The sequence below is a fragment of the Acinetobacter oleivorans DR1 genome (genome assembly GCF_000196795.1).
Lineage (GTDB): Bacteria > Pseudomonadota > Gammaproteobacteria > Pseudomonadales > Moraxellaceae > Acinetobacter > Acinetobacter oleivorans.
Map to the genome: position 1 here is coordinate 2629953 of NC_014259.1, position 14858 is coordinate 2644810.

Here is a 14858-nt window from a genome sequence, read left to right on the forward strand (position 1 = left end):
CGTTCTAAGTCCAAAGTTTAAATTAGTTATTCAACACCATCACATCATCTTCTGAATTTTCAGTGACACTTTGCACAAATGTATGTGCTGACACCGTATTTTCACCAAAGACAAAAGGAATGATATGTTCAGGGAAATGCATGCTCAGCATAAAGCCATAAATATCAGCTAAATGTTGGGTATGCCCTAATGAAGATTTCACATAAATATAGTGATGTGGTTCTACAGGTGTTTGAAGAAAGTGTTGCTGCAATTTCTTCGAAACTTTTATATCCGTCTGATCTGACAGTATCAGTACATAAGGATCCTCACCTTCATGCTGAGGTAAGTCATGAAATTCAAAATTAGTAAAAAGCTTTGCCGTATCTTGTTGGCCCACAACAACTTTCAGATTTTTAGCAGGTTCTAATTCTTGAATTTTTACTAAAGGATCGGCAAGTAAACAGCTTGCTGCAAATTCAGCAGGAATATAATCTTTAATCATCCAAGACTTTTCATCGACTAGATCCTGATCAATTTCGGAATCTGCGACGAGCAAAAAGAACATCTCGTGTTCTCTTTTATGAATACCCTTTAATAGGTGGACCAGCTCTTGGTAAGCCAGTTGCTCTCCAAAAAAATGATATTCAATATGGATCTTTTGAGCAGGAATGCCGATCTCAGCAAAAAACTCTAAAATTAATTCATTACTTTGGTCATCATTCCAGATATGTAATAAATCTTCAGAAAGAAGGATATGTAGATTTAAGCGATTTAAACGATAAACTTCGACTATCGGCATTTGAACATCATCATATTCAGACTCAGGATCAACCCATGCCGGATGCATATGATATTCACGTGCTTGCTGCGACTCATAAAATAAAGTTGAACGTTTTAAATGCTCTGCAAGAAGATATAAGTTTTCTATATTTTGTTCTAATTGCTGTTTTATTAATAACATCATACGAACTTGTCGTGGAGATGCATACTCGCTCTCCTCATGATTATCTTCATCCAAGTCTTTAATTCGGTAAGATAAAAGAGGTAATCCATAAGAATTTAACAGTTGATCATCCAGCTCTGGACTTTTAAAGTTTTGCAGCTCCGCAATAATGCTTTCATTCTCACCAAGTGCATGTACAGCAAAAGAAGAGTAAATATTAAAATCTAACTGTTCGAATGGTGCATCTGCTACTACGGTTTGTTTTTGATTAGCATCATCTTTATCGTGATTTATAGCTTGTTCTTTCTTTTCTTTATAATTTTTATAAGCGCTATAAACTAACCATGGGGATAAGATCACCAAGGTAATAATTGCTGGTAATAGCAGGAAATAAAGGAAAAAATCACCCTTATCAGGGTCATATTGAACATCGCGCCAGTAAAAAATAATAAATCCACTAACTAACGCAAAAATAGCGATGAACGAGAGTAATATTTTTTTAATCATATTCGCTCTCCAATAAGGCTATAGCAAGTTTCATGACTATGTACTTTCGGTTCTCGTGATATAAGAAAAGAACCTTGCCCCAAACCATTCTGATTATGGTGAGTGAGACAAATAGGTTGTATTTCTGACTCATCCAATACGAGTCTAAGATCTATTGATAAAGTTGGACTGCACCAAGTTTCTACAATTTTTTTAAGCTTTAAACTTAACTCTTGATTTGGTAAAAAACTGAGATATTGCTGACGCTTTAATGGCCCAATTTGAATTTCAATTTTCCCATCAATTTGTTGAATAGTTTCGCCACAAAATGTATTAACACCAAGTAGACTCGGCTGAGCTCCACCTAAAGTTGTTAATTGGTCACTCGCCAATTTAAAAGACTCTTGTATGAACTCTTTGATCGTAATTTCATGTTTAAAAATACACGACAGCATCGTTTTTAATGCATGAACTGTATTATTCTGGCCCTGCATTAATCCAGAAAACTCTGCAAAATAATCATCAAGCTCTGTTTGCTGATGTTGCGACCGCACATAGCCATTCAACGCATGTAAAATATCCAGATAATCATTTTTATGCTCGATCTCATATCGAATCGGCAAATTATAGGTAATGCTCGACTCTACATATTGAGCAGTAAGCTTATGGTTAAATAAGCTCAGAAACTCTTTAGTTTCTGCTCTTTGCTGACGCGGGGCCTGCTTAATCTTATTCGTATATGTATAAGGCAAAGCGCCTTGTATGCCCGTAAGACCAACAATTAAATTCGTGATATAAATCCGCTCATCCGTTAATTCTAAATTTTCAATTTCTGTAGCAGGAAAATTTAAATTAAAGGATGTCTCAAACTTAAAATGATCACCCCAAGATGTACCAAATGTGCAACTTGAATCGTGTCTTAATAGCCGTGTTGCTTGAATAAATTCAAAAGACTTTGGCTTTGTAAAGAGCTCAGCTGTTATAGAAGAGTCTTGCCACCAACGTTCTGACTGCATTGGTATAACTCCTGCTGAGATGAATAATCCTTAACAACCAAATCAACGAAACTATTAATTTGAACCTTTAAATTAAAAACACGACTTAACAATTGGCTAAAAATGTATAGGCTATGCCCTCTAAATACAGATGAATCAATTTGCAATTCGGCCTTCACACCCCTTACAAACATTGGAAATGGCTTTCCATCTACAAGTTTATGAGTAAGTGAAAATTCAAGATGCTTGATTGATTCAATAATTAGGTAATTTTCTTTTGACAATGGTAAGTTGTATAAAGCAAGTAACTCTTTAATATGAGATACCGCATCACCTTTCATTAAAGCTAAACTATTCAATGAAAGGTGCGAAATAACACGCCACTGCTCACTCTGACTTTGACCAAATTGATATGGTTTTGTAGGTCTTTTTAAAACAATCGCACGGCGAGCCAAACTACTATCATTGAGGTTCAATATATTATTAGACTGACCCAATGCCTCATGTGGTAAGTCACGATTTGAACATAATAATTTTGTGCTAATAAAATCCGAACGTGTTGACGAAGGATTTAGATTTTTAGAAATAATTGAATACCCCATTTCGACGAAATTGGGTTGTAATTTTTGATAGTTCACTGAATAGAAAAAACGAGCCTTGTCTGCATGGTAATGGCTCATCGCGAAAAAAGGCAGTACCGGAACATAGCTCTCTTCGTGACTAGTTTTTTCACGAACCATATTCATTTCAGTGATTGAATAAACTTGATAAAACTCAGGATGATGTGCGTCTGTAATCAGTGGGTATTCTAATTGCTTGTGTACAATTTTTTGAGGTTCAGCGTATTTTTCAAATAAATTAATGACTGGCGTAGTAAACAATTTAAAATTAGCGATATTTAATTCAGAATAATTTCGGACTACGGCTTGATCATTTAAATTTAATTTAAAATGTATAAGCAGCTCAAAATCACTCTCTTCTAGAGATAGAAGCTTTAAAAAACTTAAATCGAGTTTTAGATAATTAAATTTTTCAGGAAAACAAAAATATTCCATCAGCAAACGATAAGCATGGTGAGTATGCTGATCGAGAGGCAATAGACTTTCTTGCTCTGAAAAGCCAGTTAATTCAAATGGATTTTTATTCAGCTCAACAACTTTCTGCCCTATTTTAATAGCAAAAGTTGTCCCCTTCTTAAAAATACTGTCTAGCACTTGAAGTGGAAAATTAGAAATTGCATCTAAATAAATAGGTAGTTTTTCATCTTTTAAACATAGATGAGCATTGTTAAAAATTTCGAATTTAAAATTTAAAGTCGCATTTTGACTTAAATGCATATGTGCACTAGGTGTACTTTTAAACTCTAGCGCTTGCAAACTTATCGGGAGTAATTTGACTTCTTGCGTCGTATTAAACTCACATTGAACCCCTTTAAAACTACGCGACTTTAAGACGGTGTGTGCAGGAACAATATGCGCTTCTGTGAGCTGCTTTATCTTATTTATATCGTCGAAACTGACTACCGAACAAGCAGGAAAGTGACGTAAGTATTGAGGGAACATCACCTCAAATAGAGAGCGCGTAAATACGTCATAACTATCAGCAAGCTTTTTATCAATGCGGGCAGCAATTAATGAAAACGCCTGTATAAGACGCTCAATATGCGGATCATCAATTTGCTCTTGATTTAAAGATAAACGCTGAGCAATTTTCGGATATTTTTGCGAAAATTCACGAGATTGCTGACCAAATTCTTGTAGTTGTTTTTCGTAAAACGGTAAAAGCTCTTCTATCACAACACACCCACTACGCTTAGGTTCTCGCTGAAATTACATATTGCTGCGTTGTCGGTTTTAGCAATGCATCAAAAACGACAGGTTCATACAGTGGATGAATATTTAGATAGGCCTGAATACTTAAACATAGTGCCCCCATATTATGTCCATCCAACAACATCTCTACCCGTATTTGTCTTAATCTAGGTTCATGAGCTGCTATTGATTGTTCAATGGATTGGCAAATCTTGTCTCGATCTAGCGGATTGGCTGTAGAAAGCCCCACGAAATCAATAATCCCGAACTGAAGTATAGATTTTTTAACTAGCGGATAATCATCAACCACATGATCCAATTTAGCGACTCGACTATTCAGCAAGTCTTCTAAATCTTTTGCTACCGATTCTCTTAACTGTTGAATAGAAAGACCCTTTGCATAATCTTCACTTTCAGGAATTAAGCGATCAAACAAAGTTGAACGAAATCCATATGGATAAAGCCGATCTAAATTCATTCGCGTTCACAACAAGCATGCTTAAAGACAGCAGAGGCTAACTTTATGTCAGCCTCCACCAAATATTCACTTAAATAATTATGCTGCGTAAGAAGCAGTATTATTAGAAAGTGACCATTTCTTAGTAACAGCACCTTTAGCAGTACCGTTAATATCTTGTTGGTTATAAGTCCACTCAACAGCTGCGTATTTCAAACCAAACGCTTCAGTTGGAACACCTTCTTCGTTAACTGTTGGAGTTACGCTAGAAACTAGAACATGCTTCAATTTAATTTGTAAGTACTTGATACGTTTATCGCCATTTGCACGATAAAAATCAATTTGTACTTCATCAAATGTATAACCAGCTGAACATGCTTCCCATAATTTCGGGCTAGTTGCATCTAGGTCTTTAATAAAAAGCATATCTGAATGTTCAACACGTTCAGCAGTATGGCCACCAACACTACTTGAAGTAGCAGATTTAGGTTGACGAATGTTATGAGACCAAGAGTTAACTTCTAACCAGCCTTTGTGCTCAGAGTCACGAGACTCGCCATCAACTTTATATTTACCGCGAAACTCAACGTATATATCTTTCATTTAGAACTTTCCTATTTGTAATTTAAAGTTATTCTTTCGCTGACCTTTATTAATTTGAGGACTGAGGTAACTCAGTAACAAGTCGCAAAGAAACTGACAACTCATCCAGCTGGAAGTGTGGTCGCAAGAAAACCACAGATTTGTAGTGACCTGGTTGAGCAGGATCTTCTACAACTTTTACAGACGCTTCGCGTAGAGGGTATTGAGCTTTCGCTTCTTGAGAAGCGCCATCATCAAGTAATACATACTGTGACAACCACTCATTTAAGAATGCTTCAACATTTCCAGCAGAAGCAAAGCTACCCACTTTGTCTCTCATCATTGCTTTTAAATAATGAGCAATACGTGAAACGGCCATGATGTACTGAATTTGACTCGATAAAGCAGAGTTAGCATTTGCTGTATCATTGTCATATTTTTTAGGTTTTTGAGTTGATTGCGCGCCAAAGAAAGCAGCGTAATCGGTATTTTTACAATGCACTAAAGGAATAAAGCCCAAATCGCTTAATTCTTTTTCGCGGCGATCAGTAATCGCAATTTCTGTTGGGCACTTGAATACCACTTCGCCATCTTGTGTTTTAAACGTATGAACAGGTAAGCCTTCGACTAAACCACCGCCTTCAACACCACGAATTGCAGCACACCAACCATGCATATCAAATGCATTTGTTAAACGAGTACCGAAAGCATAAGCAGCATTCATCCACAAATATTCGTTGTGGTTTGCACCCGAAACATCTTCAGCAAAGTTAAACCCTTCTGTAGCAGTTCCTTCCTTTGGATGATAAGGAAGACGACCCAGCACATGCGGCAGGGTTAAAGCGACATAACGAGCATCTTCACTGTCACGGAATGAACGCCATTGAACATATTCAGCTGTTTCAAAGATTTTCGACACATCTCTAGGTCGATCAATATCTGTAAATGATTCAAGACCAAGAATGCTTGGACTAGCCGCCGAAATAAACGGTGCATGAGCCGCTGCAGCAACATGAGAGATTTGCTCAAGCAAATACATATCAGAAGGCGTACGGTCAAATTCGAAATCACCAATCAGTGCCGAATATGGTGCACCACCAAAAGATCCATATTCTTCTTCATAGATTTTTTTGAACAAAGTACTTTGATCAAAGTCTGTAGCACCTTGAAAATCTTTGACCAACTCTTTTTTAGTCGTATTCAACATACGAATTTTAATGAGAGGATTTGAAGGTGTTTCTTGACAGAAGTAGTAAAGACCACGCCAAGTTGACTCAATCTTTTGGAATTGTTCATTGTGCATGATCTGACTTAATTGATTTGAAATCAGAGCATCAATTTCTGCAATACGCTTATCGATTGATAAAGTCATATTTTCAGAAACTGTAATTGTTCCTGCCATTACTTCTTTGGCAAGTTCACCGATTAAGCTTTTTGCACGCGAATGTTCTTCTTCATTTCGAGCAATACGACTCTCTTCAACAATCGAGTCTAGAAGATTAACTTGTTCATTTTCAACAAGAGGCATTGCTGCAGATTGAGCATTATTCATGATCAGCCTCCGCACTTAATTTACGGATTTGATCAGTACTCTTAAGCACTTCATCAAGTAAGTCTTCTAAACGCTCACTGTTAGAAATCTTATTTCTTAAATCTGTTAAACGCTCACGTGCTTCAACAAGTTTCTTTAATGGGTCAACCTGTTGAACAACATTTTCTGGGCGAAAATCTTCCATTGACTTAAATGTTAAATCAACTGCAATTCTTCCGCCCTCTTCAGTCAGCGTATTATCTACTTGAAAAGCAGCTCTTGGAGACAATGACTCCATAACTTCATCAATATTATCTAAATCGACATTAATGAATTTTTTATCTTTTAATTTTGTACGTTCAAGCTCAGAAGCTGCCGAAAAATCACCCATCACACCAACAACAAATGGTAGTTCCTTCGCTTCTTTTGCATCACCAATTTCGACATCATATGTAAGCTGAACACGTGGAGGTCGAATTCGCTGAAGCTTCTTTTGTACGCTTTCTCTCTTAGCCATAAGATTCTATTCCTGATTATTTAATTAAAGGGTCAAAAGGCGAACTTTTTGATTTATTAACATTGGCTACAGGGGCAGTTTTTGGTTTAACCGCAGTTGCTTTTGCTGGAGTTGCTACTCGTTTTGTTGCTGCTCTGGAAGCTGTAACTCTGTTGCGGGTTACAGTTTGTTTTCTATAACTTCTTCTTTCATTATCAACTGAGCCACCTTCTGTAGCCGCCTTAACATTTGAAATATCTGGCGCAGGCATTGAAGTATGGATATTTTCAATTAATTGTTTAGCGGGTGGATAAGTTACATCATTGCTTAAATAACGCATTTCCTGACTTCGCATTTGCTGCAAAGAGTTATTTGCAATGCTTACACCAGATAAAAATAAAACATCTGTTATTAATGAACCGCGTATATTTTGACTTTGCAATTGACTTGCCAAATTTAATGCTTTAACTGGTTGATTGGTTTGATAAAAGCGCATAGCTGCTTTAGCTAATAAATCATTTTTTTGAGTCGTATTATCACTATCACAAACTTGTTTAAAAATATTCAATAGCTCAGGGTCATTCTGACCTTCTGCTAAAGGATTTTTTTTAATACAACTTTTTTTAAGTTTTACAGGCTCAAGTTCTGCTGCATGAGCACCTGATAGACCGATAATGTTTCCAGTCAGAGAAAGTATCAAAATACTTCGTTTCAACACAACTTTCATTCCTCTGTTTTCTTATTTATTCAAGGCTTTACTGAAAAGTTAATATTAATAAAACATTAAAAAATCAGTCTAAAAACCTTATATTCAAAAAATTTACGCGCAGTTTATCATATAAACAAACATATTTTATATAAAAATCATATCAACTTAAACTAAAAGTAAATAGTTAAGATGGTTATAAAATATAGCTTAATAAAGTTATTCTTATAAAAATATAATATTGTTATTTTTTGTAATTAAAAATAAGTTGTTGATTTTTATGCATTAAATAAAAATTAAAACTAAACCAAAAATTATCATAAATATCATTTAGTTAAGTTTTATGAAACATTTTCTTAAAAATATTTTATTTGATTTAAACGATTGGACAGATTAAATGATTGCAAAAGATACATTTCAAATTTATGAAAGTAAAATTCAATGTAAATAAAATTTAACTTGTCAAGACTAATCTGTCTATTTGGTATATTTTTTATTTCACTCTGGGAGAGCAATTAGAATCAATAAAACTCATAGATTTATGAGTAACCATCTTTCTCTTAAGGTCAAGTTCTTAGATAGTTCAAAACCACACTCAATATCAAGAAAAATAAACTATTTGGCGTTATAGTTTTAAAGAATATTGCGAGTTTTAAGTTAGAGAAAAATAAAAAGACCTTTCCACTCAAAAGAACTTTTATTTAAGTATAAATTTATATTTTAGACTTCCAATAATTAGCTTTTTCAGGACTAAATTTTGAACTACTATCATCCGAATAAATATTAAATAACAACTCTGCTCCAGATTTATTTCCATTGCGTACAGCCATTTCTGCATATCGGATTGATTCATCTAAATTCTGTTTCATACCTGCACCATTATAATACTTAAGAGCAGTATTATATTGCGCTAACGCATGTCCATGATCAGCAGCGCGTTTAAACCAGACAAGTGATTGAAGCGGATCTTGCTCTACACCATCACCTCGCTCATAAGCCAAGCCTACATTGTTTTGTGACTCAAGATCTCCCTGTTCAGCAGCTTTTAATAACCACTTAAAAGATGTTTTGATGTCTTTCTCGACACCATCACCTACATATAATTGAGCAGCAACTACCGTCTGGGATTGTATGAGTCCTAATTCAGCAGATCGAATAAAATATGTAAAAGCTTTTGCTCTATCCTGTTTTACATTTAAACCTTTGTAATAGGCCAACCCAACATTGTGAATTGCGGAAGGATTTCCCTTTTTAGCTCCTTCTTCAAACCAAATTAAAGCTTTTTGATCATCTTTTTTAACAACTTCATTGCCATTTCGATAAATCAGTCCTAATTGAAGCATGGCATTTGAGGAGCCTAGTTGTGCAGATTTTTCAAATAGTTCCAATGCTTTCTTTTGATCAAATTTTTCACCTTCGCCTGTGGCATACATAGATGCTAATACAAAAATAGCCTCTGCATCATTTGCCTTCACAGCCTTTTCCAGATCATGTTTAGACTTGTATTCAGACACATCTTTATAATCTTTAGTCAAAGTTCCGTGAGTGTGTTCTTCTTTGTCTTGAGTGCATGCAGATGTGAATAATATTAAGGTAATGACAAACAATCTAAGCTTCATTAATTAACCTTTTACTTCAAAAATTTTTCTTATCAAAATAATCTTCTGGATAAGGATCTTGGCCTTTTAAATTTTTTCTATACTTCATTACACTAATCTGAACACCATTATCAGTTAAAAAATCATTATAAAAATCCTGCTCTTTAGGATTTTCAAAACCTAATTTTTCAAATATTTGTTCAGATAAATTGCCAAAATTCTCGTATGATTTTCGAAAACTAAAATAATTTATGAATGCAGAAAATGAAATAAAAAATGTTATAAGCACTGCCTCAAAGAAGAATATTATACTCTCACCAGAATAATCAGAAGAAGAGATAAAACTAAATATAAGTATCACCATGAACAAGCCAAATGACAGAACACTAAAAAAACAAGTCTGCATCATAATAGCTCTATATCCCATTTTTACTGAACGACCCATTTCATAGATCATATACAATAGACCTGATTTAGGATCAACAATTGCATAAACTTGATGACGTCCATCAATAGTTTTTTCGCTAATTACAGCAATCAATTCGTCATTTTCTTCAAAACGTGCTGTCGTAAATTGCCCTACTAATGGATACTTATCTATTTCACCTATAAAAGTTATACCATCTTTTGCTTTTCCAGCCATTAATAAAATAGGTGAGCTTGTAAGTAAGGAGCTGCTTCCAGCAAGTACACCTGCAAAAGCGGTACCTGCTGCGATGCCGCCCACATCCTGATTTACAGGTATTTTAGATTTGGCTTTATCTAGAGAATGGATTGGGCCCTGAACCAATTGAAGATGTAATTTCAAAATCTTTACCTTTAAATAACCTTTTAGCCTTTAGTTATTGGCCCCATTCTTTTATTTTTGCTCTATATAGCTTTCTGGATATGGATCACTTTCAATAACTTTTCTATATTCATATACGGATTCTAGTAACAAATGATCTTTTTCACTCAAATAACGACTTGGCAATAAAAAAACCTCTTGCGGATCTTTAAAGCCATACAAACTAAAAATTTGTTCTGACTTTTCTGAAAAATGTTTTAATGAGTTGGATGCATTTTTAATAATAAAAAATAAAATAAAATAAAATAAAATAGCCACTCCTAAAAAAATTAATATATCAACCTGATTAAAACCTCTTGCCCAAAAATAAATTAAAGATCCTAATAAAATTGTTATTGCGTACCAAACATTTCTACCTTTAGCTATAGAAGTCTGATGAGCTTTAACAGAAGCTCCCATCCCAACCTGCATATGAAGTAAGCCTGTTTTAGGGCTCAATACTGAATAAAGTTCATACAAATTTTTTTCAAGACGTCTTACGACACAAATGACATATTCATTATGTTCAAATAACGCACGATGGAATTGCCCTACGCAAACTTTACCATCGATTTCCATAACAACTGATTTGACATGTAAACGACTACGTGAAGCGAGAAATACAGTTTGTGCAGACAATGAAACATTTTCTGCCACACCACTCAAAATCGCTGAAGATGCAATTTGAGCATCACCAGACTTTCCAAATGCACTTAAAGAGTCATCATAAATCTCTAATCTTTGAATGCGACCTTCAAATTTTAACATCTCATACATTTTAAACGCTCACTATCGCTTTCATAAACTCTTCATATTCTTCATCTGCAGTTTGGAATTTTTTTTCATTTCTAGATGTAGATTTAAATATTGACTCTTTTTTAGGGTCAGATGCTAATTTAAAAGCTGTTTTTTGACACCAATCTTCCATTGCATCATCCAAAACATATTTTTTAAGTAAAATTTCTGCGCTAATTAAGCCTAATGTTATAAGATTCAATCCAGCAATTACTCGAGCACTCATTAAAAATGCGACTAGAGCATTCGCTGTGAATTTAGTTAAAACTCTTTTAATTACTGCATTTTTGCTATGTTGTAAAATAGCACTAGCTAATACACCTGCCTGTCCAATTGACAAGCCTAAGTTGATCAAAATTCTGGTAAATAACATTGTTTGGATAACAAGTGAGTTCGTCTCTTTTAAGGTTTTTGAATCTACATATAAACCAGTTATTCCACCTAAAGTTCCAAGACTTCCAGCAGTTAATCTAAATGCTGCTGCAGAGGCCGCTGCACCTGTGGCAGTTCTACGGCTCCAACTCTCACCTAACATATCAAATGCAACAGCAGATACCGAGAACATCGAACCTACTAATTGTACGGATAGCTCTGGCTTATCTTTAATATCAGATTTCCAAGCATCATATTGGAAATAAAAATTCAGTAACTCAAAAACACCTACGATAGCAAGTATTCGATTTTTGGTAATATCAGGTTGCCCTTTAACTGCTAAGGATACTGAGTTTTTAATTTCTATCGCCCTAGTATTTCGATAAGTATAAGTCATACCACTTTGCGGTAAAGACGAAATTGCAGCAGCTCTAAATTCTAGGTTATACATCAATCTCATCAATGGGATTTGTTGAGCCAAATTTCCTGATCTTAAATATAACAATTGAGCTGTATGACGTTGAGCACCTTCACGCGCCATTATAGTAATTGTACTAATATTTATTGTTCTTAAACGTATATCACCAAACTCTTTTAGAGCCGTATTCAGCATCAAAGATATCCAGTAGAACAGTTTATCTGGCCATTTAAAATCATTTGCCGAGATAAATTTTTTCCCCTCAATACTACCCAACCAACTATCAAAGGCAGCATCGGCTGCGGTAAACATACTAAAACTCTGTTTACTATAATCCAGTAAGTCTTTTGCTGAACTTGGACTTTCAAATATCTTGGCATACTCATCCATCAAGACTTTGTTATTAAAACAATAGGCTCTCAAGAATAGGTTTTTATCCAAAACTTTTTTTTCACATATCCATTTATTAAGTAAATCTTTCCCTTTTTGCAATAAATTCATTCCATACATTAAGTCCATAATAACCGCATGAAAAATAAAGCCATTGCTTTCTTTCGGTGTTTTACCCTGTTTCAATTCCTCACTCTGGTCAAAATAGAACAGACCTTTTAAAAGATTAGAAGAAACCAGCCAGTTATAATGATCATCTACATAGCGAGCCGCAGCAGCATAACTCTCTTCCGATTTCTTATCGACATCCTTACGGAACTTTTCCAAGCCATTCAGATCTAACTGTGCTTGATACTTTTTCCATGCATGATCGCCATCCACAGTCGCTTGTTTAACAGCCTCTGCTCTCTGTTTTTCAAGTTCGGCTGCAGCTTTTGCAGGCGCATTTTTTTCGAAATTTTTAAGATTCTCAAGTCCCTTTTTATCACCCATACGTTCAGCTCTTTGAATCGCTGCTTGAAGATAAGGTTCTGTAATTTTCTTCCTTTGCTGTTCATTTGAATCAATAATTTTGAACTTTGCCTGAATAGAGTTTGCAACTAAGTTTTGCTTCATATTATCAATCAAAGTCATAGTTTGAAGCTTATGTTCGTTGCTAAAGCCGTCTTTATTTTCTTTTAAGAAACTATCAATCTCTTTAAAGCTTAATATATTACGATCTTCATTTAATTTAGAAGTAATTCCAATCGGATCATAAAGCGCAACACCAATATGCTCTTTGGGTTTCTCACTAAATTTCTTGTTTATTGCTCCCCAACGAGCAGAACCATATGATTCCAAAGGTAATGCAACAGCACTTAACTGGGTACTAGAAAGACAATGTTGCTGGACAGCTCCTTTTGTTACATCAATTTTTTGCCAGTAGCCTGAAGTCGCATACTGATCAGCATTTTTTTCAAATTGTTCTCTCATTTTTTTGGTGAGTGGAGCGTGAGCGTGAAGTAAATAGACCGTTTGGGCATCATCATTATTTACCGAAGGAATAGTAATTAAAGAAGCATTAGCACTATGCCCAGCTTTATTGCATGCAAAATCTTGAGCAACAATTGGAGCTTTACTTCCTATAGCAAACTCCTGATGAAACCCCTTTTTATTGGTAATATACGCAACCCACTCCTTTTTCCCTGATTTTCTTTTTATAAGTAAGTAAATATATCCTGAATCAATCATGCGAACCGTATATTTATATTCCTTAAGTGGAACATTAGTAACATTGCCCCCTAATTGTGCTGGTAATGGCTTTACTCCTAAACGAGCTACAGAATATTTAAGAGGTAATATATTTATACCTGTAGGGCGACAAAAGTTAGTACATTCCTTTTTAGACATCTGAGTGACTGGTATTTTATTATTCTGAGTCGTCGATGCAGCAGCCTGCTGACTAATTTTGCTTGGGTTTGGACTAACACCTAACTTTTGAACTACTTTCTGCTCTTGTTGTGCTGGCGTCCCAAATTTTTTCATTTGTTTCGCAAAAGTCGGTTTATCATTAGCCATGGTAGCTCTCTTTACATTCTCTTATAACTTGTGAATATTGATTTTCTTCTAAATAGTCCATTGCTTTGGTAAATGAGTTGGCCTCACTTCTATCAACCCAATAATGATCAAGTATGTCTGAAATCAAACGACTTTTTATAAAGTTTCTATGCAAAATAACGGAATACATTCCATAAGCAATAAGATCCGTTACATGTAAAATTCCATACTGTGTTGTTGCTTGATGAAGTGAATCTAATATCTCATCGTGACGAATCAATAACTTCTCGTCATATATAAGAGATTGCTTAATCACCGTATTCGACAACTCAATTAAATCTAGTTTTGCTGACTCAGCATTTGTAAAAGTAAGAGGAAAAAGCGGCCTTTTTTCCTGAATTTTCACCTTATACAAACCGTTAAAAAAACAAAATGCCAATTCTCTAAAAATGATTCAATTCGTTCGCTTTTCTTATCAATTATTGCGGGCAAGTAAACCAACACTCGTGGATCATACCAACGGAAAATAAATTTATTCTTTGTATCTTTTGCAATAACAAGTTTTTTAAAAGTTTGAACTGCAATTTTTAGATCAACAATTTTGCTAAATCCATGAATAAAGTAACCATCCTCATTTTGATCCAAATTCATTAATAATGTATGAGTAATAAACTCTAATGAATTTGCTAGATCTTCTTTCACTTTTATTTTTATAAAGAAAAGAGCTGGACGGCTATTTTTTTTAGCACCAGCTGCAATCTCTATTGGTTCCAATTCATAATCTTTTAGCTTTTCGATAAACTCATCAAAGAATCCACTCAATAAAGTCTCATCACATAAAAAACTAATATGGCCATTTTGTTCAAATAAGTTTGATATTAAATCACTTAACTTTTTAGAATTTAATTCATCTTTAGAAAATAAAAGCTTCATC

12 protein-coding genes and 1 pseudogene are annotated in these 14858 nt (G+C 34.6%); all 13 read right to left on the reverse strand.

Annotated features, from left to right (window positions below):
* Positions 1 to 22: 22 nt before the first annotated feature.
* The 13 genes and pseudogenes from AOLE_RS12260 to AOLE_RS12320 all read right to left on the reverse strand — a co-directional run bounded on the left by AOLE_RS12260 (position 23) and on the right by AOLE_RS12320 (position 14857).
* Positions 23 to 1432, reverse strand: a complete 1410-nt coding sequence (locus tag AOLE_RS12260; RefSeq protein ID WP_023274271.1) for a hypothetical protein — start codon at positions 1430 to 1432, stop codon at positions 23 to 25.
* The gene (gene tssG, locus AOLE_RS12265) at positions 1429 to 2427 is read right to left on the reverse strand and encodes a type VI secretion system baseplate subunit TssG (RefSeq protein ID WP_013198289.1); all 999 of its coding nucleotides are present in this window, start codon (positions 2425 to 2427) and stop codon (positions 1429 to 1431) included. The genes AOLE_RS12260 and tssG overlap by 4 nt, the downstream gene beginning before the upstream one ends.
* A complete protein-coding gene (tssF, locus tag AOLE_RS12270; protein ID WP_013198290.1) occupies positions 2391 to 4202 on the reverse strand; it encodes a type VI secretion system baseplate subunit TssF in 1812 nt (603 codons plus the stop codon). Before tssF ends, tssG begins: the two co-directional genes overlap by 37 nt.
* 16 nt (positions 4203 to 4218) lie before the next feature.
* A complete protein-coding gene (gene tssE / locus AOLE_RS12275) occupies positions 4219 to 4695 on the reverse strand; it encodes a type VI secretion system baseplate subunit TssE (RefSeq protein WP_002048404.1) in 477 nt (158 codons plus the stop codon).
* Between the two features lie 78 nt (positions 4696 to 4773).
* Entirely contained in the window at positions 4774 to 5277 is a 504-nt protein-coding gene (locus tag AOLE_RS12280; protein WP_003651052.1) for an Hcp family type VI secretion system effector, read from the reverse strand.
* Positions 5278 to 5326: 49 nt separating this feature from the next.
* Positions 5327 to 6808 carry a type VI secretion system contractile sheath large subunit gene (gene tssC, locus AOLE_RS12285; RefSeq protein WP_013198291.1) on the reverse strand — a complete coding sequence of 494 codons (1482 nt, stop codon included), beginning with the start codon at positions 6806 to 6808 and terminating at the stop codon, positions 5327 to 5329.
* Complete coding sequence (gene tssB, locus AOLE_RS12290; protein WP_003651049.1) at positions 6801 to 7304, reverse strand: type VI secretion system contractile sheath small subunit; 504 nt, start codon at positions 7302 to 7304, stop codon at positions 6801 to 6803. The genes tssC and tssB overlap by 8 nt, the downstream gene beginning before the upstream one ends.
* 16 nt (positions 7305 to 7320) lie before the next feature.
* On the reverse strand, positions 7321 to 8010 hold the full coding sequence (locus AOLE_RS12295; protein ID WP_013198292.1) for a hypothetical protein: 690 nt from the start codon (positions 8008 to 8010) through the stop codon (positions 7321 to 7323).
* Positions 8011 to 8702: 692 nt separating this feature from the next.
* Positions 8703 to 9608 (reverse strand): tetratricopeptide repeat protein, encoded by a 906-nt coding sequence (locus AOLE_RS12300; RefSeq protein WP_005304006.1) that lies wholly within the window; start codon positions 9606 to 9608, stop codon positions 8703 to 8705.
* A 16-nt stretch (positions 9609 to 9624) separates the two neighbouring features.
* Entirely contained in the window at positions 9625 to 10395 is a 771-nt protein-coding gene (locus AOLE_RS12305; RefSeq protein ID WP_013198293.1) for a putative type VI secretion system effector, read from the reverse strand.
* A gap of 51 nt (positions 10396 to 10446) precedes the next feature.
* Positions 10447 to 11181, reverse strand: a complete 735-nt coding sequence (locus tag AOLE_RS12310) for a putative type VI secretion system effector (protein ID WP_081399337.1) — start codon at positions 11179 to 11181, stop codon at positions 10447 to 10449.
* Positions 11182 to 11191: 10 nt separating this feature from the next.
* On the reverse strand, positions 11192 to 13945 hold the full coding sequence (locus tag AOLE_RS12315) for a T6SS effector BTH_I2691 family protein (RefSeq protein WP_013198295.1): 2754 nt from the start codon (positions 13943 to 13945) through the stop codon (positions 11192 to 11194).
* A pseudogene (locus tag AOLE_RS12320) lies at positions 13938 to 14857 on the reverse strand (hypothetical protein). The gene AOLE_RS12315 and the pseudogene AOLE_RS12320 overlap by 8 nt, the downstream one beginning before the upstream one ends.
* Between the last annotated feature and the right edge of the window lies 1 nt (position 14858).